The organism is Nonomuraea sp. NPDC047897, assembly GCF_043204415.1.
In the GTDB taxonomy this organism is placed as follows: domain Bacteria; phylum Actinomycetota; class Actinomycetes; order Streptosporangiales; family Streptosporangiaceae; genus Nonomuraea.
In genome coordinates this window covers 169,484-192,085 of sequence record NZ_JBIDCC010000010.1, presented here as the reverse complement: position 1 = coordinate 192,085, position 22,602 = coordinate 169,484, and the positions used below count along the sequence as shown (strand labels likewise).

Genomic DNA, 22,602 nt, shown 5'->3' with positions numbered 1-22,602 from the left:
GGTTACGGTCATGCGCGGCGTGGGTCCCACCGGAAGTAGCGGCGGGTGCACCACAGGCTCACGCCGATCCACAGCAGGGCGACGCCGAGTCCCGCGGCCGACACCTGGAACGCCTCCAGGAAGCCGACCTCCGGGGCGCCCTCCCGGCCGAAGTCGCGGCCCAGGAAGGCGGTGCGCATCATGCTCACGACGGGCGTCAGCGGCAACCGCTCGGCCACGCGCTGCCCCCACTCGGGCAGCTCCGACAGCGGCACCAGCATGCCCGAGCCGAACATGCAGACCAGCAGCACCGGCAGCGCCACGAGCTGGGCCACCTCGTAGTTGGGGATCAGCCCGGACGTGCCGATCGCCAGCGCGGCGAACACCGCCGCCCCCAGCACGAAGGCCAGCAGCATGAGGGGGATGTTGCGCGGCACGGGAGCCCCCACCACCGCGATGACGTAGGCCAGGATCACCCCGCCCTGTACCGCTCCGACGAGCGTCGCGTGCAGGATGTCGCCCGCGAAGATGGCGCTGGTGGGCAGCGCGCTGCCGCGCAGCCGCTTGTAGACGCGCTCCTCCCGCCGCACCACGATGCCCGTGCTGATCGTCATGTACGAGAACGGGAAGACCACCGCGATGGCTCCCACGGCGGCGAACACCGCCACCGGCACCCCGCTCACCGTGGCGCCGGCACCCCCGTCGCCGCTCGTGTACGCGAACGCCATGAACAGGGGCAGCAGCAGCACGCTGAAGGCGAGTCCGCGCTGGCGCAGCAGCACCGTCTGGTTGAGCCGCGCCTGCGCCCACACCATCGACGTCCAGCTCGCGAACCCGCTCATGCCGCCACCCTCTCCGTCTCCGCGACCTCCAGGAAGACCTCCTCCAGCGACGGCCGGCGCACCTCCAGGCCGGTCAGCCCCAACCCTCGCTGGTGTGCCCACGTCAGCAGCACCCGCAGGTCCTCCTGCGGCTCGTCCGTCTCGATCATGTACGCCTCGCCGTCCACCCGGACCGAGCGCCGCGTCAGCCCGGGGACGTAGGGCAGCTCGCTCGGCCGCACGCCCGGCAGCCGGAACGCGATGCGGGTGCCGCGGGTGGCCAGCACGTCGCCCAGGGTGCCCTCGGTGACGATCCGCCCGGCGTGCATGATGGCCAGGCGCTGCGCGAGCTGCTCGGCCTCGTCGAGGTAGTGGGTGGTGAGCAGGACGGTGACGCCCTCGGCGACCATCTCGCGCACCAGCGCCCACACGTTGCGCCGCGCCTCCGGGTCGAGGCCGGTGGTCGGCTCGTCGAGGAAGAGCACCTCCGGCCGGCCGAGGACGGCCAGAGCCAGGTCCAGGCGGTGCTTCTCGCCGCCGGACAGCTGGGCGACGCGGACGTGCTCCCGGTGCGCCAGCCCGACCCGGTCGAGGACGGCGCGGCGCTCCATGGCCCGCGGGGTCCAGCGGCGCCAGGCGTCCACGGTCTCGGCGACGGTCAGGTCCTTGTAGAAGCCGGCCTCCTGCAGGACCAGGCCCACCCGCCGGCGGACTGCGGCCCGTTCGGCCAGCGGGTCGTGGCCGAGCACGCGCACCTGTCCCTCGGTCGGCGCGTGGAAGCCCTCCAGGACGTCGAGCGTGGTGGTCTTGCCCGCGCCGTTCGTGCCGAGCAGGGCGTACAACTCGCCGCGGGCGACTTCGAAGCTGATCCCGCGGACCGCCTCGAAGTCGTCGTAGCGCTGGTGCAGGTCCCGCACCTCGATCGCTGTCGTGTTCACGCCCTCACTGTGCCGGTGCGTGCCCCCTGTCCGGCAGTCGCCCATCTCAGCAGCCGGCCGGGACTTGTGCGGAGCCGGGCCATGACATTTGTCAGGCCCCGGCCTCTCCGAGCGGCCCCTTCCGAGCGGCCCTTTCTCTGAGCGGCCCTGTGCGGGCGGCCCTGTGCGGGCGACCGTCAGGCCGCCGCGCGGGCGGGCTCGCGCTCGGCGGGCGGCAGGACGGTGATCCGGGCGGGCTCCTCGCGCGGCAGGAACCGGGCCGCCACGGCGATCAGCACGCCGAGGAGGACGGCGATGCCGAGGGCGGTGCGCAGCGACGTGACGTCGGACAGGAAGCCGATCACCACGGGACCCAGCAGCAGCCCGGCGTAGCCCATGGCGCCGGCCTGCGCGATCGCCGGGCCGGGGTTGTCGGTGGCGGTGCCGGCGAGCGACAGCGTCATCGGCGAGATCGTCGCGACGCCGAGCCCGACGAAGAACATCGCGAACAGCGCCACCATCGGCGCCGGAGCCGCCAGCACGACGGCGAAGAACCCGGCCGTGGCCACCCCGGACACGGTCAGCATGCCCCGCACGCCGAACCGGGAGCGCAGCCGGTCACCGGTCAGCCTGGCGATCAGCATGCCCGCCTCGAACACCGGGTAGCCGAGCGCCGCCAGCGCCTCCGGCGCGCCCAGGGAGTCGCGCATGAACAGCCCGTTCCAGTCGGCGACCGTCCCCTCGACCATGAACGCGAAGAACATCAGCGCGCCCAGCAGGTAGACGATCGGCGGCATGCGCCGGCGGGCCGCCGTCCCGGCCTGCCCGGTGGAGGGCGCCTCCGGCAGGTAGGCCCGGCCGATGACGACCATGAGCGGCAGCGAGACGAGGCCGACGAGCGCGACGTTCGCGGTGAACGACAGACCGAAGGCGATGGACAGGCTGCCCAGCCCGCCGGCGGCGATGGCGCCGACGCACCAGCCCGCGTGCATGCCGTTGAGCAGCGGCCGGCCGTAGGCGCGCTCCACCGTGGAGCCCTGGGCGTTCATGGCGATGTCCACCACGCCGAACGCCATGCCGAAGAACGCCGCCGCCACCAGCAGCAGCGGCAGGTTGGGGGCGAAGGCCACGCCGACCAGGCCGAGCGCCGTCGCCGGGCCGCCGACGCGCAGCAGGGTCTTGCTGCCCGTACGGGCCATGACGCGGCGCATGGACTGCATGGTGACCAGCGCGCCGAGGCCCCACACCAGCAGGATGGTCCCGACGGCCGACTCCGACAGGCCGAGCTTGTCGGTCAGGGCCGGGATGCGCACCGTCATCGTGCCCACCATCAGTCCGGCCACGACAAAGGTGAGGACAGCGCCGTAGCGGGCGGTCCGCAGGTCCTGCGTCATCGTTCGTACCTCTCACAATCTCGGATCAGGGGTGTGGGGCGCGCGCCCGCCGGGCGGCCCCGGGCGGTGGGGGATGGGGCGGCGACTCGCGCGTGGGCGCGGGCTCGGCGGCGGGGGCAGGGCGCGGGGGACGGACGTCCCGAAGGTGGGAAGCCCCTCGTGAGGGCTGGGTGAAGGCGGCCCCGGCGTCGCGGGGAGGCTCCCCTCGGCAGGGAGGGCCGCGGCCGGTGACCGGAGGCGGGCCTGTCGGCAGGCCGCGCGCGGGGGCGGGACGTGTCGGCCCGCCCGCCGTGCTACGGCATGGCCTCCGGTTTCAGCAGCGCCATCAGCCGGGCTTCCAGGACCACCAGGTCGTCCTCGGTGTTGAGCCCGGGGTCGTGGCTCGCCACGTCCCACAGGCCCTCACAGGCGAGGCGGACGATCTGCGACGCCGTCGGGTCGGGCTCGCCGGCCAGCTCCTCGCGGTGCCAGCGGGTCATGGCCTCGCGCAGCGGGGCCAGCAGATAGAGGTTTCCCGAGGCGCCGGTGACCACGGCCCAGCGTCGCAGCCGGCCCGAGCGGACCGCGGCCAGCGTGGCTCTGAGGTAGCGCTCGGTGTAGGTGTCGCCCGGCTGGTCGATGAGGAGCTGGTCGAAGTCGGCGATGAGCCGCTCCACCATCCCCTTGATCAGGGCTTCCTTGCTGCTGAAATGGTAGAGAAGGCCGCCCTTGCTCACGCCCGCCCGGTCGGCGACGGCGGAGAGGGTGAGCGCGGTGGAGCCCTGGTCGCAGAGCAGCTCCTCCGCGGCGTCCAGCAACTCGTCCCTTCTCATGCCGCCTACTATACCGTCCGGACGGTACACCGGCAAACGAGATACCCTTGCCGGGTGAGCAGACCGCCCGCCTATCTCGACCACGCGGCGACCACGCCCATGCTGCCCGAGGCGATCGAGGCCGTGACGGAGCAACTGGGCCGGGTCGGCAACGCCTCGTCGCTGCACGCGGCCGGCCGGCGGGTGCGCAGGGTCGTGGAGGAGGCGCGCGAGACCATCGCCGACGCGCTCGGCGCGCGGCCCAGCGAGGTGGTCTTCACCTCCGGCGGCACCGAGGCCGACAACCTCGCCGTCAAAGGACTCTACTGGGCGCGTGCCCCGCGCACGCGCATCCTGATGAGCGCCGCCGAGCACCACGCCGCCCTCGACCCCGCCCAGTGGCTGGCCGACAGCCAGGGCGCGAAGGTGGAGCTCCTGCCGGTCGACGAGGCCGGCCGGGTCCACCCCGACACGCTGCGCGCCGCCATCGCCGCCGGCCCCGACGACGTCGCCCTGGTCAGCGTCATGTGGGCCAACAACGAGGTCGGCACCGTCCAGCCCGTCCACGTGCTCGCCGCGATCGCGCACGACCACGGCATCCCCTTCCACACCGACGCCGTGCAGGCCGTCGGACAGCTCCCGGTGTCGTTCGCCGACTCCGCAGCCGACGCGCTCGCCCTCACCGGACACAAGATCGGCGGTCCGATGGGCGTCGGCGCGCTGCTGCTGGCCAGGGGCGTCACCCCCGTCTCGGTGCTGCACGGCGGCGGGCAGGAACGCGACGTGCGCTCGGGCACGCTCGACGCGCCCGCCATCGCCGGGTTCGCCGCCGCGGTCCGCGTCGCGGTCAAGGAACAACGGGAGCAGCACCGCCGCCTGACCGAGCTGCGCGACGAGCTCATCGAACGCGTCCGCCAGGCGGTGCCCGACGTGGTGCTCAACGGCGACCCCCGGCACCGGCTGCCCGGCAACGCCCACTTCTCCTTCCCCGGCTGCGAGGGCGACGCGCTGCTCATGCTGCTCGACGCCAAGGGCGTGGAGTGCTCGACCGGATCGGCCTGCTCGGCGGGCGTGGCGCAGCCGTCCCACGTGCTGCTGGCCATGGGCGCCGAGCCGGCGGCGGCCAGGGGGTCGCTGCGGTTCACGCTGGGCCACACCTCGACCCGTGACGACATCGACCGCCTGATCGAGGTGCTGCCCGCCGCCGTCGAGCGGGCCCGCCGCGCCGGCCTGAGCTGACCGGACCCGCCCGACAGGTCAGCTGACCGGGCCCGCCCGACAGGTCAGCTGACGAACGGGACGACCGCGCTCCACGCCGGGTCGCCCGCCACGTCCACGCGCGCCCGGCCCTCCGGCCAGCCCGCCGCCAGCTCGTGCAGCCGCCCGGCGGTGTCACCGTCCGGGTCGGCGTACACGTGCACGATCCGGTGCCCCTCCGCGTTCAGGTGCACGGCGAGCACGGCCGCGGCAGCCGGCTCGGCCAGCAGCGCCGTCAGCCGCTCGTCGAACGCGCGCAGCGCCTCCACCGACTCCCCGGCGGGCAGGCCGTCGTCGTCGCGGTGCGCGTACGGCAACGTGACCATGACGTGCTGGTCGTACAGCGGGAAGTCCACCGGCCGCAGCGGATGCCTGGCCGTGGCCACCAGCGCGGCGCCCGAGGCCGTCTGCCCCTCCAGCAACGCCCACTGCTCCTCCGCGTAGCCGGAGGCCAGATCGGCGACCACCGCCGGCAGGTGCACGGCCGCCACGGCGTCGATCGGCTGGTGCGTCACCGCCGTGATCTCGCCCACCCAGCGGGCCACCTCGTCCTCGCCCAGGACCCGGTCGAGCGCGAGCAGCGCCGCCTCCATGCGGTCGTCCTCGTCCAGCTCGCCGAAGATCGGATGGTAGGCGGCCACGTCCACCCGGGAGGCGCCCAGCGGGGCGCGCAGCCCGAGCACGAGCTTGCCCACCGGCACCTCGACGCCGCCCACCTCGACCGTCAGCTCCTGCGCCCGCGCGTTGGCCTGACGGGACGGATGGAACTCCCACAGCAGGTCGCCCGTGGGCGCGGCCCTGACCCAGCGGTGCGCCAGCGGGCGCAGCTCCGCGTCGCCCGCCGCCGTCACGACCAGCGCGTGCGCCGCCTCCCGGCCCGGAGCCAGCTCCCAGACCAGGTCGGGGTGGACGGCCCGCACGGCCGGGCCCAGCTCGGCCGCCAGCCCCGCGGTGTCGCCCGCCGCCAACAGAGCGTCGATCCGGGGCCTCGCACCCTCCCACCACGCCCAGAACGCGGCGATGCCGTCATCTTCCACGTCGCCCTTGCGGCCGAACAGTCGCATAGCCGTGCATCCTTCCAGAAAGGGCGCGGGGGAGCGCGCCTGGGCGCCGCGCGAAGCGCACCCTCCATCGGACAGTACTCTGGAACGGTCATGGGACTGCGTGTGCTTGCCGCCATGTCGGGCGGCGTCGATTCAGCCGTGGCCGCCGCTCGGATCGCCGAGGCCGGTCACGACGTCACAGGTGTGCACCTCGCCCTGTCGGCCAACCCCCAATCCCACCGCACGGGAGCCCGGGGCTGCTGCACGGTCGAGGACTCGCGCGACGCCCGCCGCGCCGCCGACGTGATCGGCATCCCGTTCTACATCTGGGACATGGCCGAGCGCTTCCAGCGCGACGTGGTCGAGGACTTCGTCGCCGAATACGCCGCGGGCCGCACGCCCAACCCGTGCCTGCGCTGCAACGAGAAGATCAAGTTCGCGGCGGTCCTCGACCGGGCGCTCGCGCTCGGGTTCGACGCCGTGGCGACGGGCCACCACGCCCGGCTCGTCGACGGCGTGCTGTCACGCAGCGTCGACCCGGGCAAGGACCAGTCCTACGTGCTGGGCGTGCTCACCCGCGAGCAGCTCGGCCACGCCATGTTCCCGCTGGGCGACTCCACCAAGGCGCAGGTGCGCGAGGAGGCGGCCAGGCGCGGGCTGACCGTGGCCGACAAGCCCGACAGCCACGACATCTGCTTCATCGCCGACGGCGACACGCGGGGCTTCCTGGCCGGGCGGCTCGGCTCCGCCGAGGGCCCCATCGTCGACCAGGAGGGCGAGGTGGTCGGCAGCCACCGGGGGGCCCACGGGTTCACCGTCGGGCAGCGCAAGGGTCTGCACATCGACCGGCCCGCCGCCGACGGCAGGCCGCGCTACGTGCTGTCGATCGAGCCGGTGTCCAACACGGTGACCGTCGGGCCGCGCTCCGCGCTGGAGGTCACGTCCATCACCTGCGGACCACCCCTCTGGAACGGGCCGTCCGTCCTCGACGACCTGACCGTTCAGCTCCGCGCCCACGGCGAGGTCTACGGGTGCCGCATCGAGGAGTCGGGCGGCCGGCTGCGCATCGACCTCGACCGGCCGGCGACCGGAGTGGCCCCGGGCCAGGCGGCCGTCCTCTACACGGGTTCGACCGTGATCGGATCCGCCACGATCGCCCACGCCGCCTGACCGCTCCGCCGCCTGACCACCCCGCTACGGCAGGTCGATCGACTCGCCCACGGCCAGCCTGCGCATGTCGGCGCCCTGCTTGTCGGACTCCAGCTTCAGCCAGTTGTCCACGAGCGACAGACCGACGTCGTTGAGCAGCCCGTCATGCGTCGAGTACGCCCGCGCCGGGCGCACGGTGCGCAGATACTCGACCATCTCCGAGCCCTTCAGCCACGGCGCGTGCGTCGGCACCAGCAGCGTCGGCACCTCCACGTCCGGCACCGTCAGCGCGTCACCCGGATAGAACACCTCGTCATCGAGCAGGAACCCGACGTTCTGGACGATCGGCATGTCGGGGTGGTTTTTCGCGTGCCACTCGCCGAACACCCGGATCGCGAAACCCGCCGCCGTGAAGTCGTCGCCATGCCGCACCACCCGCACCTTGGCCGGGACGCCGGACAGCTCCCCGGCGACGCCCTCGCAGGTCCACACCTCCAGCTCGGGCGAGGCGGACCTCAGGCGCTCCACGTCGAGGTGGTCGAAATGCTGGTGGGTGACGAGCACCGCGTCGGCGCCGTCGAGCGCCTCCGCCTCGCTCAGCGTGCCCGGGTCCACGACGAGGACCTTGCCGTCCTTCTCCACTCGCACGCACGCGTGGCCGTACTTCGTGAGTCTCATTCCGGAGAGCCTACGCTTGTCCCATGTTGACGTGGGAAGCCACTGGCGTCGGGTCACATCCCGGACGAGATCATCTGGAGGCGGCGCGCGTCGTCTTCGGCGAGGTGCCCGGCCTGCCCTACCTGCCGGAGCTGCCGGCCCGCGGCGTGGGCGCCGACCTGGTCGGCCGGACGGCCGCGCTGCTGGTGGACCTGCCGGTGGAGGTGCAGCCGTCGGGCTGGCGGCTCACCGACCGCCCCGGCCGCGACCACCGCAGGGCCGTCGACCACCTCCGGCGCGACCTCGACGGGCTGGAGGAGGCGGGGCACGCCCACGAGGGGCCGCTCAAGGTGCAGGTGTGCGGGCCGTGGACGCTGGCAGGCGCGGTCGAGCTGCGCCACGGCGACAAGATGCTGTCCGACCACGGCGCGGTGCGCGACCTGACCGCCTCGCTGGCGCAGGGCGTCGCCGACCACGTCGCGGAGGTGCGGCGGCGGCTGCCCGGCGTCACCGAGGTCGTCCTCCAGCTCGACGAGCCGGGCCTGCCGGGCGCGCTGGCCGGCACGGTGCCGACCGCGTCCGGGTTCGGGCGGCTGGCCGCCGTCGAGGAGTGGCGGGTGGAGGAGTCGCTGCGCGCCTTCCCCGACCCCGTCGTCCACTGCTGCGCGCCCGCCGTGCCGTACGGGGTGCTGCGCAGGGCCGGCGTGCGTGGCGTGTCCGTGGACGCCTCGCTGGTCAGGCGGCGCGACGAGGACGCCCTGGGCGAGGCGGTCGAGGCCGGCATGGCGCTGCTGCTCGGCGTCGTCCCTGGCACCGACACCCGGTTGCCCGGTCCTGACGTGGTCGCCAAGCCGGCGCTGGAGCTGTGGCGGCGGCTCGGCTTCTCGCCCGACCGGCTGGCCGGGCAGGTCACGCTCACCCCGGCCTGCGGGCTCGCGGGGGCGTCGCCGGCGTACGCCAGGGCGGCGCTGGCCGTCTGCCGCAAGGCGGCGCAGGTGCTCAGGGACGACCCGGACGGCGAGTCACGGGAGCGCTGACCGCTCCGCCCGGACGCCGCCCCGGGTGGCGAGGGGGCGGCCGGGGCCGCCCGGCCGGCGGTCACGTGGTGGACCCGTGGCGCTTCGCGGGCGCTTCCATGAGGGTTCCCTGGGCCGTTCTTGTCGGTGCCGGGCGATAACGTTTCCTCAGGTCGGGGACGCGGCGAGAGTGAAGGAGGACTCGCGTGAGCGAGCCAAGCGCCGGGGGCGTGCCGGTGGTCGCGCTGAAGCGGCACGCCGAGCTGACGGAGCTGGTCGAGGAGGCGCGCTGGCGTTACTACGTGCTCGACCAGCCGACGGTCAGCGACGCCGAGTTCGACGGCTGGTTCCAGGAGCTGCTCGCCCTGGAGGAGGCGCACCCGTCGCTCCAGACGCCAGACTCGCCGACCCAGAAGGTGGGCGCGCCGGTCTCGGGCGACTTCGCCAAGGTCCGGCATCTCGCCCGCATGGAGAGCCTCGACAACGCCTTCGACGCGGCCGACATGGCCGCCTGGCAGGGCAGGGCCGAGCGGCTGGCCGAGGGCGACCCCGGCCCCTACCTGGTCGAGCTCAAGATCGACGGGCTGGCGGTGGCCCTCGTCTACCGTGACGGCAAGCTGGAGCGCGGCGCCACCCGGGGCGACGGCCGCACGGGCGACGACGTCACCGCCAACGTCCGCACGATCAAGGGCGTGCCGCACCGGCTGACGGGCGACGACGTGCCCAGCCTGGTCGAGGTGCGCGGCGAGGTCTACATCCCGGTCGACGACTTCACCAAGCTCAACGAGCAGCTCATCGAGCAGGGCAAGCCCCCGTTCGCCAACCCGCGCAACTCCGCCGCCGGCACCCTGCGCCAGAAGGACCCGCGCATCACCGCCCAGCGCCCACTGCGCATGATCGTCCATGGGGTCGGCGTGTGGGAGGGCGCGACGGCGCCGCGCGCCCAGTCGGAGGTCTACGAACGGCTGCGCTCGTTCGGGCTGCCGGTCAGCGACCTCTACCAGGTGGTGCGCGGCCTCGACGAGGTCAACGAGTTCATCGAGCACTACCGCGTGCACCGGCACGACCCGCCCTACGAGATCGACGGCGTGGTCGTCAAGGTCGACGACTTCCGCACCCAGCGCGAGCTGGGCTCCACCTCGCGGGCGCCGCGCTGGGCGATCGCCTACAAATACCCGCCCGAAGAGGTCAACACCAAGCTGCTCGACATCCAGGTGGGTGTGGGGCGCACCGGCCGGGTCACCCCGTTCGCGGTGATGGAGCCCGTCGTCGTGGCCGGCTCCACGGTCGAGCGGGCCACGCTGCACAACGCCGCCGTCGTGGTCAAGAAGGGCGTGCTCATCGGCGACATGGTGGTGCTGCGCAAGGCGGGCGACGTCATCCCCGAGATCGTCGGCCCGGTCACGGCGCTGCGCGACGGCTCCGAGCGGGAGTTCGTCATGCCCACCCACTGCCCCGAGTGCGGCACCGAGCTGGCCTACGAGAAGGAGGGCGACGCCGACCTGCGCTGCCCCAACGCCCGCGGCTGCCCGGCGCAGATCCGCGAGCGCATCTTCTTCGCCGCCCGGCGCACCGCCCTCGACATCACCGGCCTCGGTTACGTCGCGGCCACCGCCCTCACCCAGCCGCTCCCGCCGCAGCAGCCGGCCGTGCGCACCGAGGCCGACCTGTTCGACCTCACGCTCGACCAGCTCATCCCCATCAAGTCGGTGGTGCGCGACAAGGACACCGGGCTGCCCAAGATCGACCCGAAGACGGGCGAGGAGAAGGTCGTCTCGTTCTTCTCCAACATCAACGGCCAGCCGAGCCAGAACGCGCTCACGCTCATGCAGGAGCTGGAGGAGGCCAAACAGCGGCCCCTCGCACAGGTGCTCGTCGCCCTGTCGATCCGCCACATCGGGCCGCCCACCGCCCGCGTCCTCGCCGACCAGATGCGCTCGATGGACGCCATCATGAACGCCTCGGAGGAAGAGCTGGCCGCCGTGGAGGGCATCGGCCCCCGCGTCGCCGCCACCATCCGCGAATGGTTCGCGGTCGACTGGCACCGCGAGATCATCGAGCGCTGGCGGGCGGCCGGGGTGCGCATGGAGGACGAGCCCGCTCCGGAGAAGGGGCCGCAGACCCTCCAGGGCCTCACCTTCGTCGTGACCGGCACCCTCGACGGCTACACCCGCGACAGCGCGGCCGAGGCCCTCACCAGCCGGGGCGGCAAGGTCGCGGGCTCGGTGTCGAAGAAGACGTCGTTCGTGGTCGTGGGGGAGAACGCCGGATCCAAGTACGACAAGGCGGTCAGCCTGGGAGTCTCGATCCTCGACGAGCAGGGCTTCGAGGTCCTCCTCAAGGACGGTCCGGAGGCGGCCGCAGCGGTAGCCCTCACCCCCGACGACGACCCGGGATGACATCGGGGATCTCGCCCCGCTGCACGGGAGGGCCCGCTTCACCCCCGGCCTGAAGGGCCGCCGACGGGTGTGTGATCGCGTTTCGCGGGCAGGCCCCATCCAGCCAGGGCTCGCGTCTCTCCGGAAGGCCTTTCATGACAGTCGAACAGCCGACCATCTGCTCAAGGTGCCAGGGCGTGACCATCGCCCTGCATGCCAGCGCCTACACGCCCGCTCGCGCCCGGCTGATCGTCACCAACGGCTACTGCCGCGGCCACGGCTTCGACGCCGGGCACGGCTCCGACGCCGGGCACGGCTTCGGCCACGACAGCCGCGCCGAGATCGTGGCCTCCCCTCGCCACAGTCAGCGGCATCAGGCAGAGCCGACCGTTCCTGCTCGGCGTCGTGACGTCTCTCCGGTCAGCCACGCCGAGGTGTGACGAAGCCGCCGCCCGGGCGCTCGGTCACGCCTGGGCGCTCGGTCACGCCTGGGCCCTCGGTCACGCCCGGGTTCTCGTTCCCACCAGGCACTCCACCATGCCCGGACAGGGTGTCGCCCGCGAACGGGTCGGGCGGCGCGGGGGCGGGCCGGGCGTCCCGGTATGCCCGGGGCCCTGATGGGACCCGCGACGTCCGATGCTCGCAGAGCTTGTGACGTCCGACGCCACGCACGTCCACGGGTTTCGTGAGGTTCAACGGTCGGGGGTCCGAGGCGGTGGTGGGGTTCGCGATGGTTTGTCGGCGTGTGCGAGGGCGGGCGCCGGCGCGGTGACCGGGAATCCCTGACCCCTCGGGGCGGGTACTCAGGAGCGGACTCCGGACGGGACTGTCCGCCGACTTTTCCCGCCAGGGCAGCAAAAGGGGTGAAAACCCGCCCCTCAGGTACAGAGCGTCGATATGCTGTCTACGCAGTGTTGTTTCTGGGCATATGTCCGAAAGGAGAAGTGACAGAACGTACGCGCTCGGTTTCGCGAAGTGGGGTAAAGGTCGTACCCTCCCATAGTGACCTGATGGGGGTTCTGTTTACCGATGACTGACCCAACCGACACCCGCGACACAGGGCCACGTGTCGGCACGCCGCTGTGGGCCTACCTCGCGGGAGTCTCCGTGATCGGCTTCACCGCGCTGGTGGCGGCCATGCTCGGGCTCGATCCGGGTCCGCTGGCCGAGCTCGCCCGCACGCCGCTGTTCTGGGTGCTGGCCGTGCTGGTCATCCTGGGTGAGCTGCGCCCCGTCATGGTGTCGTCGGCGACGCAGGTGGGCGGCACCTACCCTTCGACGATGTTCACCTTCGCCGTGCTGCTGCACTTCGGGCTGCCCGTGGCGGTGCTCATGCAGACGGTCGCCGTCGTTCTGAACGGGGTGGTGACCCGCAAGGCGTGGCATCGGGTGCTGTTCAACACCGCCCAGTCGACGCTTGCGCTGACCTCCGCCGCGGCCGTGCTCGGCGTGTTCGGGATCGTGCCCGCCCCCGAAGTGCCGTGGGTGCCGTCCGGCGGCGACCTTCCGGCGATGGGGCTGGCCGGTGTCGCCTACTTCGCCGTGCGCGCCGCGCTGGTGAGCGGGGCGGTGGCGCTGCACGAGCGGCGTTCGATCACCCGGGTGCTGAGGGCGTCGCTGGGCCCGCAGAGCCTCGTCTACGCCGGGCTGCTCGGCCTCGCGCCGCTGGTCGTGGTCGTGATGAGCCGCGCGCCCGAGCTGGTGCCGCTGTTCGTGGCGCCGTTGGCGGCCGTCTACTTCACGGCGACGCTGTCCATGCGTCGCGACCACCAGGCGATGCACGACGAGCTGACCGGCCTGCCCAACCGCAAGATGTTGATCGTCAGCACCGAGGAGGCGCTGGCCGAGGCCCGCCAGGAGGAGCGGGTCGGCCTGTTCCTGCTCGACCTCGACCGGTTCAAGGAGGTCAACGACACGCTCGGCCACCCGGTGGGCGACCGGCTGCTGCAGATGGTGGCGCACCGGCTCACCCACTCCGTGCGGCCCGGCGACGTCGTGGCGCGGCTCGGCGGTGACGAGTTCGCCGTCCTGCTGCCGTCCATCAGGGACGCCCACGCGGCCCGCGAGGTGGCGGCCAGACTCCGGGCCGCCCTCACCGAGCCCGTACGCCTGGAGGGCATGACGTTCGACCTCGACGGCTCGGTCGGCATCGCGCTCTACCCCGACCACGCGCCCGACTTCGAGCTGCTGCTCCAGCGCGCCGACGTGGCCATGTACCTGGCCAAGGAGGGGCGCACCGGCGTCGAGCTCTACCAGCCCGACAAGGACCGCAACTCTCCCGAACGCCTCAACCTGCTGGGCGACCTGCGCCGCGCCGTGGACAACGGCGAACTGGCGTTGCACTACCAGCCCAAGGTCTGCCTCACCAGCGGCACGGTGCACGGGGTGGAGGCCCTGCTGCGCTGGCGGCACCCGGCGTACGGGCCGATCGCCCCGGCGGAGTTCATCCCGCTGGCCGAGCAGTCCTATCTGATGCGCCAGCTCACCGCGTACGTCATCGACGCCGCGCTGCAGCAGGCCGCCCGCTGGTGGCGCGCGGGCCTGCGGGTGCGGGTCTCGGTGAACGTCTCGGCCCGTGACCTGCTCGGCTCCGCCCTGCCGGAGCAACTCGAACGGGGCCTGGCCAAGTACGACCTGCCACCGGCGGCGATCCAGTTGGAGGTCACCGAGCGCATCCTCATGGGTGACCAGACCTACCTGCACGAGACGGTCAAGGCGCTGGCGGCGCTCGGGGTGCCGCTCGCCCTCGACGACTTCGGCACCGGCTACTCGTCGCTGATCCGGCTGCAGCGCCTGGCCGTCTCGGAAGTCAAGATCGACGCGTCGTTCGTCCGGCGGATGGCCGAGTCGGAGGACGACGCCCGGATCGTGCGTTCCATCGTCGACCTGGTCCGCTCTCTCGGCCTGCGCTCGGTCGCCGAGGGGGTCGAGTCCGACGAGGTCGCTCTGCGGCTCGCCGAGATGGGCTGCGACCTGGGGCAGGGATGGCTGTTCGGCCGCCCCATGCCTCCCGGCGATGCCACGGCCTGGCTGCAGGAGCGCCACGCCGGCGCCGACATCGAGTACGGCTACCGCCCCGAGGTCACCCAGACGGCCTGACGATCGAAGTGCACTTCGTCGAAGTGCACTTCGATATCTGGGACGGCCCGTGATCCCCAAGCCGGACCGCTTCTTCGCCCGTGACTTCGAGTGGCGCCATCTGGCCAGGTTCGCCGCCGGGAGGTGCCGCCCGCGCTTCCGTCGATCATCCAGCGGGAGATCGACCGGGCGATCGCCCGGGACGCCCACGTCTCCCTGCTGCTGTGCGGATCGGCGATGTCGGTGATGGGGCGCCTCCTGGCAGGAAGCGCGCCGCTGCGTGGGCGGGCGTCGCTGGAGCTGGTGGTGCGCCCGTTCGACCACCGTACGGCGGCGGACCACTGGCGGATCACGGACCCCCGGCTGGCGGTGCGCACCCACGCGGTGGTCGGTGGCACGCCCGCCTACCTGCGGTTCGTCGGTGGTGACACGCCGCAGGGGCTCGACGACTTCGACGCATGGGTCCAGCGGACCGTCCTCGACCCGGGGACGCCGCTGTTCCGTGAGGCCCGCTACCTCCTGGTGGAGGAGTCGGACGTACGGGACTCGGCTCTCTACCACTCCGTGCTGGCCGCCGTCGCCTCCGGCAACGGCACCCGGGGCGGGATCGCCGGATACATCGGACGCAGAGCCGCCGACATCGGCCATCAGAGCCTCCCGAGGGGACCGGCGGCTTCAGCCGCCGGGGGAATCGGGAGCGGGAGGGCCGTCAAGGCCCGAGCGTGCCCTGACCCGCCAGGTCTGCGCATCACGGGTCTCCTTCCGGGTTTTGGTCGGTGCCTGTCGGTACCGTGGTCGCGTCGTTACCGAGTGTGGGAGGTGGGTGTGCGCAGGTCGTTCAAGTTCCTGCTGCGTCCCACCAGCAGGCAGGCCGCCGCCCTGACAGCATGCCTGGACGACCACCGAACCCTGTACAACGCCGCTCTGGAGCACCGGCGCACCGCCTACGCCAGGGCCGGGGTGAGTGTCCGCTACGGCGATCAGTCGGCGGAACTGAAGCACATCCGCGCCGACGATCCAGAGGGTCAGGGCCGGTGGTCGTTCTCCTCCCAGCAGGCCACGCTGCGCCGCCTGGACAAGGCGCTCCGGGCGTTCTTCGACCGCGTCAAAGCCGGGCGCACGCCCGGGTTCCCGCGTTTCAAGGGCCGGGGCTGGTTCGACACGGTGCAGTGGCCGAAGGACGGCGACGGCTGCCGGTGGGACTCCCAACCCGAGCATCCGGCCGCCACATTCGTGCGCCTTCAGGGCGTCGGACACGTCCGGGTGCACCAGCACCGGGCCGTGAAGGGCCGGGTCAAGACGATCAGCGTCAAGCGTGAAGGCCGCCGCTGGTACGTCGTGCTGTCGTGCGACGACGTGCCCGCGCAGCCCCTGCCCGCCACGGGCGTGGTCGCCGGGATCGACCTGGGCCTCGCCTCGCTGGTCACGACCAGCGACGGCCACCACATCGACAACCGGCGGCACCTGGCCGCCTGCGCCGGCCGCCTGGCATCGGCCCAGCGAGAACTGGCCCGTAAGAAGCGGGGATCCAAGCGCCGCCGTAAGGCGGTCGCCCGGGTGGCGGCGTTGCACGCCAAGGTGCGGCGGCAGCGGGTGGACGGCGCGCACAAGGCCGCCTTGGCGCTGGTGCGCGGCTGCGACGTGATCGTGCACGAGGACCTGCGGATCACCCACATGATGCGCTCGGCGTCCGGCACGATCGACGCCCCCGGCCGCAACGTCGCGCAGAAAACCGGCCTCAACCGTTCGATTCTCGACGCGGGTTGGAGGGTGTTCCTGACGATCCTCGCGCACAAGGCTGAAAGCGCCGGTCGAGAGCTGATCGCAGTCGATCCCCGCAACACCTCCCGCACCTGCGCCCGCTGCGGGCACTGCGCGAAGAACAACCGCCTCACCCAAGCCGCGTTCACCTGCACGGCGTGCGGGCACACCGCGCACGCCGACGTGAACGCGGCGACCAACATCCTCAGGGCAGGGCTTGCCCTTCGCCAGGCCGCCCAAGCGGCTTAGCGAGAAGCCGCTCCCTTCAGGGAGCGGAGGAGTCACCACCTCAACGTGCTGGAGGACCTCGGAGGACCACCTGCTGCGGCGGGAGCCCGACGTCTTTCGCCCGTCCCGTTCGGTCTACCGCGTGTGCGAACCGCTGGTGACGTTCTACCAGGTCGTGATGCGCCCTCGTTGGGGGCTGCTGGAGAGCGGGCGGGCGGCGCCCGTCTGGACGGACTCGCAGGGACGTTTCCAGGACCAGGTGGTGGGCCGCACTTCGAGGAGTTGTGCCGCCAGTTCGCCCGGATCGAGGACGTCTTCGGCGAACTGCCGGGAGAGGTCAGGGCCGGAGTGGTCACCGACGCCGAGCGTCGCGAGCAGATCGAGGTGGACGTCGTGGTCTTCGTGCCCGCGATGCCCGGCGAGCCCCGGCGGGTGCTCTCACTGGGCGAGGTGAAGTGGGGCAGGAGGATGGGCCCGCGGCACAGCGCGCGGCTCAGGCGGGCCAGGGAGGTGCTCGCCGCGAAGGGTTACGACGTGCGTGACACCGTGCTGGCGTGCTACAGCGGGGCGGGCTTCGACGGCGCTCTGGCCTCGGAGGCGGACGTGCGGCCCGTGGGGTTGGGGGAGCTGTACGGGTGACGGCGGGCCAGGGTGTGTTTCCCGGGGTGTGTTTCCAGGTGGTTAAGGGTTCGGAGGCGTTCCGTCGACGCCCCTAGGATGTGAGTGTCCCAACTCCATCCACGAAACGGGTTCAACGACTCATGTCCGCCATAACCCGCGACGAGGTCGCACACCTGGCCCGGTTGTCCAGGCTGGCGCTCACGGACGACGAGCTCGACCACTACGCCACGCAGCTCGATGCCATCATCGAGTCGGTCGCGAAAGTAGCCGAGGTCGCCGCCGAGGACGTGCCGCCGTCGTCGCACGCGCTTCCGCTGACCAATGTCTTCCGTGCCGACGAGGTGCGACAGTCTCTCACCCCCGAGCAGGCCCTCTCCGGCGCTCCCGCCGTCGAGGACGACCGCTTCCGGGTGCCGCGCATCCTGGGGGAGGAGGCATGAGCCTGATCCACAAGACCGCCGCGGAGCTCGGCGCGCTGATCGCCGGCGGCGAGGCGTCGGCCGTGGAGGTGGCCGAGGCGCACCTCGACCGCATGGCCGAGGTCGAGCCGAAGGTCAACGCGTTCCTGCACGTCGACCGCGAGGTGACGCTGGCGCAGGCCAGGTCCGTCGACGAGCGGCTGCGGGCCGGCGAGCGGCTCGGGCCGCTGGCGGGGGTGCCGGTCGCGCACAAGGACATCTTCACCACCCACGACATGCCGACCACGGCCGCGTCCAAGATTCTCGAAGGCTGGCGCCCGCCGTACGACGCGACCGTCACGCGCAGGCTGCGCGAGGCCGGGCTGGTGATCCTCGGCAAGACCAACCTGGACGAGTTCGCCATGGGCTCCTCCACCGAGAACTCCGCCTACGGCCCGACCCGCAACCCGTGGGACCTCGACCGGGTGCCGGGCGGCTCGTCGGGCGGGTCGAGCGCCGCCGTGGCCGCCTACGAGGCGCCGCTGTCCACCGGCACCGACACGGGCGGTTCGATCCGCCAGCCGGCCGCCGTCACCGGCATCGTCGGCATGAAGCCGACCTACGGCGGTTCGTCCCGCTACGGGCTGATCGCGTTCGCCAGCTCGCTCGACACGCCGGGCCCGTTCGCCCGCACCGTGCTCGACGCGGCGCTGCTGCACGAGGCGTTCTCCGGGCACGACCCGCTCGACTCCACGTCGATCGACGCGCCGGTGCCGTCCGTGGTCGAGGCCGCCCGGCAGGGCGACGTGGCGGGCATGCGGATCGGCGTGGTCAAGGAGTTCGGCGGCGACGGCTACCAGCCCGGCGTGCTGGCCCGCTTCAACGAGGCCGTGGCGCTGCTGGAGTCGCTCGGGGCCAAGGTGGTCGAGGTGTCGTGCCCGTCGTTCGCGACGGCGCTGCCCGCCTACTACCTGATCGCGCCGTCGGAGTGCTCGTCCAACCTGGCGCGCTTCGACGCCATGCGCTACGGCCTGCGCGTCGGCGACGACGGCACCCGCAGCGCCGAGGAGGTCATGGCGCTGACCCGGGCGGCGGGGTTCGGCCCCGAGGTCAAGCGGCGCATCATGCTGGGCACGTACGCGCTGTCGAGCGGCTACTACGACGCCTACTACGGCCAGGCGCAGAAGGTGCGCACGGTCATCTCCCGCGAGTTCGAGGCCGCTTTCCACCAGGTGGACGTGCTGGTCTCGCCGACGACGCCGACGACGGCGTTCCCGATCGGCGAGCGGGCCGACGACCCGATGGCAATGTACCTCGCCGACCTGTGCACGATCCCGACCAACCTGGCGGGCAACGCGGCCATCTCGGTGCCGTGCGGCCTGGCCGACGAGGACGGGCTGCCGGTCGGCCTGCAGGTCATGGCGCCGGTGCTGGGCGACGACCGCTGCTACCGGGTGGGCGCCGCCGTCGAGAAGGCCCTGGACAGCCGCTGGGGCGGCCCGCTGCTGGCCCGGGCTCCCGAGCTGTAGAAGGGGTGGCGGCATGCTCACACACATTGAGATTGACGGCTTCAAGTCGTTCGCAGATTTCAGGCTGGACGTGCCGCCATTCCTCGTGGTCCTGGGGCCCAACGCCAGCGGGAAGTCCAACCTGTTCGACGGCATCCAACTGCTTCGTCAGTTGGTGGACACCCCGTCGCTGTACGACGCCTTCGCCGCCGCGCGAGGGGATCTCGGAGAGCTGTTCAGGCGCCGAGGTGACGGTCGCGTCGTGGACCGCATGTCGTTCGTCGTCGAGGTGCTGCTGGATCCGTCCGTGGCGGATCAGTTCGGCGCGGAGCTCCAGGTCACGCATACCCGCATCCGATACGAGCTCGACATCGTGCAGCGTCGCAGTGAGGATGGTTTCATCCGGCCCTACGTGGCGCGTGAGGAAGCACGGCCCATTCGCTCCGCGGACGACTCCTGGCTGCGTCGTCGTCCCGTAGGGCGGGAGTTTCGCTCCGCCTTCCTCAGGTACAAGAGGCAATCTCCCCTCCTGGAGACGACCGCGGACGATGCCGGTCGACCGGTGTTCCGCATCGCGCAGGAAGGCAGGCAGGGCCGCAAGCGTGAGCTGGCCGCGCACGCCGCGGAGGCGACGGTCCTGTCGAGCATCACCTCGGCTGGAGAGTTTCCTCTGCTGTACGCGTTGCGGAAGGAGATAGCCTCCTGGCGGTTCCTCCAGCTCGATCCGGCTTCCCTGCGGATGCCGAGTTCGCGTCACCAGCGTGGCGAGCAACTCGATCCGAACGGAGCCAACCTCGCCAAGGTGCTGCGGCGGATCGAGCAGACGACTTCGGACGAGTTCGGGAGCTCACTCGACGAGATCGCCACCGACATGGCGCGCGTCGTCCGGGGTTTCGCCGGCATAGAGGTTGAGGAGAATCCGGCCAAGGAGCAGTGGGAGGTCTATCTCCGGACGCGTGACGAGGGGCGCGTCAGTGCCCGGGTCGCATCGGACGGCACGCTGCGGGTACTGGCCCTGTTGGCCGCTCTGTACGATCCTGGGCATCGCGGCCTCATCTGTTTCGAGGAGCCCGAGAACGGGATCTATCCGCAACGGCTTCGAGAGCTCGTGCGTCACCTGCGAAGACTCGTCACGGATCCGGGAGAGGCCGTGGTCGAGGGGGCGCCCTTGGCGCAACTCATCATGAGCAGTCACTCCCCGCTGATGCTGCTCACCGTCGACCGCGAAGATCTGCTGGTCATGGACTGGATCACGGTTCCCGAGGCAGCTGAACCAGGGGTGGCGAGCAGGGTGTCGCGTGCTCGTCAACTTGCCCCGCTGTCACCAGGTGGCACACCACCTCTCGACGAAGTGGGGCTGGTGGTCTCGGAACCGGAACGGCGGGCTTTCGCCGCCATCTCGGAAGAAGAGGCGCGACAACTGCTGGAGGCGGCCTCGTGATCGAGGTGAACGCCTGCCTGGCCGCCGAAGGCAACTCCGACTACGACTTCCTGCCGGTCCTGCTTGAACGGGCGCTCAATCGGATGTGCCTGCCGTACCACCTTCGAGTGGCGCCCGTTCAGGTCCTGCGCATATCGGTGCAGGCTGGGGAGTCGAAGCATCAGGCCGTGTGCAGGGCGGCCGAGGCCGCCTCGTCCGGGATGACGCTCCTCTTCTACCACTACGACGGCTCTGCGGATTCCTCCCGGGAGGAGAGGAAATACTGGACCCCGCTGTTACGACACTGGCAGACCGCTGCCTTGGCACGTCCAGTGGTGCGGGTGGTGCCTGTTCGCGAGATGGAGAGCTGGGCTCTGACCGACGTCGATGTTCTTCGTCGGATCGCCGGCTCATCGTGGGATGAGAGCACCGTCCATCAAGCCGACCGCCTCGCGCGCGTCGAAACACTCGCAGACCCGAAAAGGACACTGTCCGACATCGTCACGTGCGGCAAGCGGCGTCGGCGGGCAGGTCGTGAAGCTGCTGACTACCTTGCGCTCATCGCCGAAACGATGAGACTCGAGCACCTGGAACGTGTGCCCTCATTCCGGCTGTGGCAGGCCGAGACTTTGGAGGCGCTGAGAGAATTGAGGTTGATCCGTGACTGACAGCACAGTCGTCATGCGCTACGACGAGGCGCTCGGCCGGTTCGAGCCGGTCCTGGGCCTGGAGACGCACGTCGAGCTGGGCACCGCGTCCAAGATGTTCTGCGGCTGTCCGACGACGTTCGGCGCGCCGCCGAACACCCATGTCTGCCCCACCTGTCTGGCGCTGCCCGGTTCGCTGCCGGTGGCCAACGCGCAGGCGATCGAGTCGACGATCCGCATCGGCCTGGCGCTCAACTGCTCCATCGCCGAATGGTGCCGTTTCGCCCGGAAGAACTATTTCTATCCGGACATGCCGAAGAACTACCAGATCTCCCAGTACGACGAGCCGCTCTGCTTCGACGGCTACATCGACATCGAGGTCGACGGCAGGAGCGTGCGCATCGAGATCGAACGGGTGCACCTGGAGGAGGACACCGGCAAGTCCACCCACATGGGCGGCGCGACCGGCCGCATCCACGGCGCCGACTACTCGATCGTCGACTACAACCGGGCCGGCATCCCGCTGGTCGAGATCGTCACCAAGCCCATCCCGGGCGCCGACCGGCTGGCGCCGGAGGTGGCCAAGGCGTATGTCACCGAGCTGCGCGAGATCATGCGCTCGCTGGGCGTCTCCGACGTGCGCATGGAGGAGGGCTCGCTGCGCTGCGACGTCAACGTGTCGCTGATGCCGCGCGGCTCGTCGGAGTGGGGCACCCGCACCGAGACCAAGAACGTCAACTCGCTGCGCAGCGTCGAGCGTGCGGTGCGCAGCGAGATCGAGCGGCAGGCGGCGATCCTCGCCGACGGCGGCCGCATCGTGCAGGAGACCCGCCACTTCCACGAGGACACCGGCACCACCACGTCCGGCCGGTCCAAGGAGGAGGCGCAGGACTACCGCTACTTCCCCGAGCCCGACCTGGTGCCGATCGCGCCCGACCCGGCGTGGGTGGCCGAGCTCAAGGCGGCCCTGCCCGAGCTGCCGTCGGTCAAGCGCAAGCGGCTGCAGGCCGAGTGGGGCCTGTCCGACCTGGACATGGAGGCGATGCACAACGCCGACGCCATCGACCTGGTCGAGGCGACGGTCGCGGCGGGCGCCAAGCCGGCCGACGCGCGCAAGTGGTGGATGGGGGAGCTGGCCCGCCGCGCCAACGAGAGCGGCGTCGCGCTGGCCGGCCTGCCGATCACGCCCGCCCAGATCGCCCGGGTGGCCGAGCTGGTGGCCGCCGGCTCGCTCAACGACAAGCTGGCCCGCGAGGTGCTCGAAGGCGTGCTGGCCGGCGAGGGCTCGCCGGACGAGGTGGTCGAACAGCGCGGCCTCAAGATCGTCAACGACGAGGGTGAGCTGTCGGCGATCGTCGACCAGGTCCTCGCCGACAACGCCGACGCGGCCGACAAGGTCCGCTCCGGCAAGATCGCGGCGGCCGGCGCCCTGGTCGGCGGCGTGATGAAGGCCAGCCGTGGCAAGGCCGACGCCGCCCGCGCCCGCGCCATGATCCTGGAGAAGCTGGGCGTCTCCGAGTAGCCCGGCGACGTAGCTTG

At 71.7% G+C, this 22,602-nt stretch carries 19 protein-coding genes; 13 read left to right on the top strand and 6 right to left on the bottom strand.

Going from position 1 to position 22,602, the window contains the following annotated elements; genetic code table 11:
• Positions 1-8: 8 nt before the first annotated feature.
• The 4 genes from ACGF0J_RS23545 to ACGF0J_RS23530 form a co-directional block, all read right to left on the bottom strand.
• A complete protein-coding gene (locus tag ACGF0J_RS23545) occupies positions 9-821 on the bottom strand; it encodes an ABC transporter permease (protein WP_393149100.1) in 813 nt (270 codons plus the stop codon).
• Positions 818-1,738: an ATP-binding cassette domain-containing protein gene (locus ACGF0J_RS23540; protein ID WP_393149099.1), complete on the bottom strand. Its 921-nt coding sequence runs from the start codon at positions 1,736-1,738 to the stop codon at positions 818-820. Before ACGF0J_RS23540 ends, ACGF0J_RS23545 begins: the two co-directional genes overlap by 4 nt.
• Positions 1,739-1,914: 176 nt before the next feature.
• Positions 1,915-3,111 carry an MFS transporter gene (locus ACGF0J_RS23535; RefSeq protein ID WP_393149098.1) on the bottom strand — a complete coding sequence of 399 codons (1,197 nt, stop codon included), beginning with the start codon at positions 3,109-3,111 and terminating at the stop codon, positions 1,915-1,917.
• A 293-nt stretch (positions 3,112-3,404) separates the two neighbouring features.
• Positions 3,405-3,923 carry a TetR/AcrR family transcriptional regulator gene (locus tag ACGF0J_RS23530; protein ID WP_393149097.1) on the bottom strand — a complete coding sequence of 173 codons (519 nt, stop codon included), beginning with the start codon at positions 3,921-3,923 and terminating at the stop codon, positions 3,405-3,407.
• 54 nt (positions 3,924-3,977) lie between these two features.
• On the opposite strand from ACGF0J_RS23530, the gene ACGF0J_RS23525 reads away from it, so the two are divergent.
• Positions 3,978-5,141 carry a cysteine desulfurase family protein gene (locus tag ACGF0J_RS23525; RefSeq protein WP_393149096.1) on the top strand — a complete coding sequence of 388 codons (1,164 nt, stop codon included), beginning with the start codon at positions 3,978-3,980 and terminating at the stop codon, positions 5,139-5,141.
• Positions 5,142-5,185: 44 nt separating this feature from the next.
• Here ACGF0J_RS23525 and ACGF0J_RS23520 read toward each other — a convergent pair whose 3' ends face one another.
• Positions 5,186-6,223, bottom strand: a complete 1,038-nt coding sequence (locus ACGF0J_RS23520) for a DUF695 domain-containing protein (protein WP_393149095.1) — start codon at positions 6,221-6,223, stop codon at positions 5,186-5,188.
• Positions 6,224-6,313: 90 nt separating this feature from the next.
• Here ACGF0J_RS23520 and mnmA point away from each other — a divergent pair, with 90 nt between their 5' ends.
• Positions 6,314-7,372, top strand: a complete 1,059-nt coding sequence (mnmA, locus tag ACGF0J_RS23515) for a tRNA 2-thiouridine(34) synthase MnmA (RefSeq protein WP_393149094.1) — start codon at positions 6,314-6,316, stop codon at positions 7,370-7,372.
• A 24-nt stretch (positions 7,373-7,396) separates the two neighbouring features.
• On the opposite strand, the gene ACGF0J_RS23510 is transcribed toward mnmA, so the two are convergent.
• Entirely contained in the window at positions 7,397-8,029 is a 633-nt protein-coding gene (locus tag ACGF0J_RS23510) for an MBL fold metallo-hydrolase (protein ID WP_393149093.1), read from the bottom strand.
• 23 nt (positions 8,030-8,052) lie between these two features.
• On the opposite strand from ACGF0J_RS23510, the gene ACGF0J_RS23505 reads away from it, so the two are divergent.
• The 11 genes from ACGF0J_RS23505 to gatB all read left to right on the top strand — a co-directional run bounded on the left by ACGF0J_RS23505 (position 8,053) and on the right by gatB (position 22,585).
• Positions 8,053-9,045, top strand: coding sequence for a methionine synthase (locus ACGF0J_RS23505; protein WP_393149092.1), 993 nt, complete (start codon positions 8,053-8,055; stop codon positions 9,043-9,045).
• 185 nt (positions 9,046-9,230) lie between these two features.
• Entirely contained in the window at positions 9,231-11,423 is a 2,193-nt protein-coding gene (gene ligA, locus ACGF0J_RS23500; protein WP_393149091.1) for an NAD-dependent DNA ligase LigA, read from the top strand.
• 176 nt (positions 11,424-11,599) lie between these two features.
• Positions 11,600-11,842, top strand: coding sequence for a hypothetical protein (locus tag ACGF0J_RS23495; protein ID WP_393149090.1), 243 nt, complete (start codon positions 11,600-11,602; stop codon positions 11,840-11,842).
• 589 nt (positions 11,843-12,431) lie between these two features.
• Positions 12,432-14,501, top strand: coding sequence for a putative bifunctional diguanylate cyclase/phosphodiesterase (locus tag ACGF0J_RS23490; RefSeq protein ID WP_393149089.1), 2,070 nt, complete (start codon positions 12,432-12,434; stop codon positions 14,499-14,501).
• Positions 14,502-14,624: 123 nt separating this feature from the next.
• Complete coding sequence (locus ACGF0J_RS23485) at positions 14,625-16,490, top strand: RNA-guided endonuclease TnpB family protein (protein ID WP_393149088.1); 1,866 nt, start codon at positions 14,625-14,627, stop codon at positions 16,488-16,490.
• A gap of 261 nt (positions 16,491-16,751) precedes the next feature.
• On the top strand, positions 16,752-17,108 hold the full coding sequence (locus ACGF0J_RS23480) for a hypothetical protein (RefSeq protein ID WP_393149087.1): 357 nt from the start codon (positions 16,752-16,754) through the stop codon (positions 17,106-17,108).
• 122 nt (positions 17,109-17,230) lie between these two features.
• Positions 17,231-17,530: an Asp-tRNA(Asn)/Glu-tRNA(Gln) amidotransferase subunit GatC gene (gene gatC, locus ACGF0J_RS23475; protein ID WP_101787882.1), complete on the top strand. Its 300-nt coding sequence runs from the start codon at positions 17,231-17,233 to the stop codon at positions 17,528-17,530.
• Positions 17,527-19,017, top strand: a complete 1,491-nt coding sequence (gene gatA / locus ACGF0J_RS23470; RefSeq protein ID WP_393149086.1) for an Asp-tRNA(Asn)/Glu-tRNA(Gln) amidotransferase subunit GatA — start codon at positions 17,527-17,529, stop codon at positions 19,015-19,017. The genes gatC and gatA overlap by 4 nt, the downstream gene beginning before the upstream one ends.
• A gap of 13 nt (positions 19,018-19,030) precedes the next feature.
• Complete coding sequence (locus ACGF0J_RS23465; RefSeq protein WP_393149085.1) at positions 19,031-20,437, top strand: AAA family ATPase; 1,407 nt, start codon at positions 19,031-19,033, stop codon at positions 20,435-20,437.
• Positions 20,434-21,084: a DUF4276 family protein gene (locus ACGF0J_RS23460; RefSeq protein ID WP_393149084.1), complete on the top strand. Its 651-nt coding sequence runs from the start codon at positions 20,434-20,436 to the stop codon at positions 21,082-21,084. Before ACGF0J_RS23465 ends, ACGF0J_RS23460 begins: the two co-directional genes overlap by 4 nt.
• A 13-nt stretch (positions 21,085-21,097) precedes the next feature.
• Positions 21,098-22,585: an Asp-tRNA(Asn)/Glu-tRNA(Gln) amidotransferase subunit GatB gene (gene gatB / locus ACGF0J_RS23455; protein ID WP_393149226.1), complete on the top strand. Its 1,488-nt coding sequence runs from the start codon at positions 21,098-21,100 to the stop codon at positions 22,583-22,585.
• Positions 22,586-22,602 lie beyond the last annotated feature (17 nt).

What these genes read in the sequence shown, in the direction of transcription:
- ACGF0J_RS23545 (WP_393149100.1), bottom strand. Translation starts at nt 821, where the DNA reads ATGAGCGGGTTCGCGAGCTGGACGTCGATGGTGTGGGCGCAGGCGCGG.
- ACGF0J_RS23535 (WP_393149098.1), bottom strand. Translation starts at nt 3,111, where the DNA reads ATGACGCAGGACCTGCGGACCGCCCGCTACGGCGCTGTCCTCACCTTT.
- ACGF0J_RS23530 (WP_393149097.1), bottom strand. Translation starts at nt 3,923, where the DNA reads ATGAGAAGGGACGAGTTGCTGGACGCCGCGGAGGAGCTGCTCTGCGAC.
- ACGF0J_RS23520 (WP_393149095.1), bottom strand. Translation starts at nt 6,223, where the DNA reads ATGCGACTGTTCGGCCGCAAGGGCGACGTGGAAGATGACGGCATCGCC.
- mnmA (WP_393149094.1), top strand. Translation starts at nt 6,314, where the DNA reads ATGGGACTGCGTGTGCTTGCCGCCATGTCGGGCGGCGTCGATTCAGCC.
- ACGF0J_RS23510 (WP_393149093.1), bottom strand. Translation starts at nt 8,029, where the DNA reads ATGAGACTCACGAAGTACGGCCACGCGTGCGTGCGAGTGGAGAAGGAC.
- ACGF0J_RS23505 (WP_393149092.1), top strand. Translation starts at nt 8,053, where the DNA reads ATGTTGACGTGGGAAGCCACTGGCGTCGGGTCACATCCCGGACGAGAT.
- ACGF0J_RS23490 (WP_393149089.1), top strand. Translation starts at nt 12,432, where the DNA reads ATGACTGACCCAACCGACACCCGCGACACAGGGCCACGTGTCGGCACG.
- gatC (WP_101787882.1), top strand. Translation starts at nt 17,231, where the DNA reads ATGTCCGCCATAACCCGCGACGAGGTCGCACACCTGGCCCGGTTGTCC.
- gatA (WP_393149086.1), top strand. Translation starts at nt 17,527, where the DNA reads ATGAGCCTGATCCACAAGACCGCCGCGGAGCTCGGCGCGCTGATCGCC.
- ACGF0J_RS23465 (WP_393149085.1), top strand. Translation starts at nt 19,031, where the DNA reads ATGCTCACACACATTGAGATTGACGGCTTCAAGTCGTTCGCAGATTTC.
- gatB (WP_393149226.1), top strand. Translation starts at nt 21,098, where the DNA reads ATGCGCTACGACGAGGCGCTCGGCCGGTTCGAGCCGGTCCTGGGCCTG.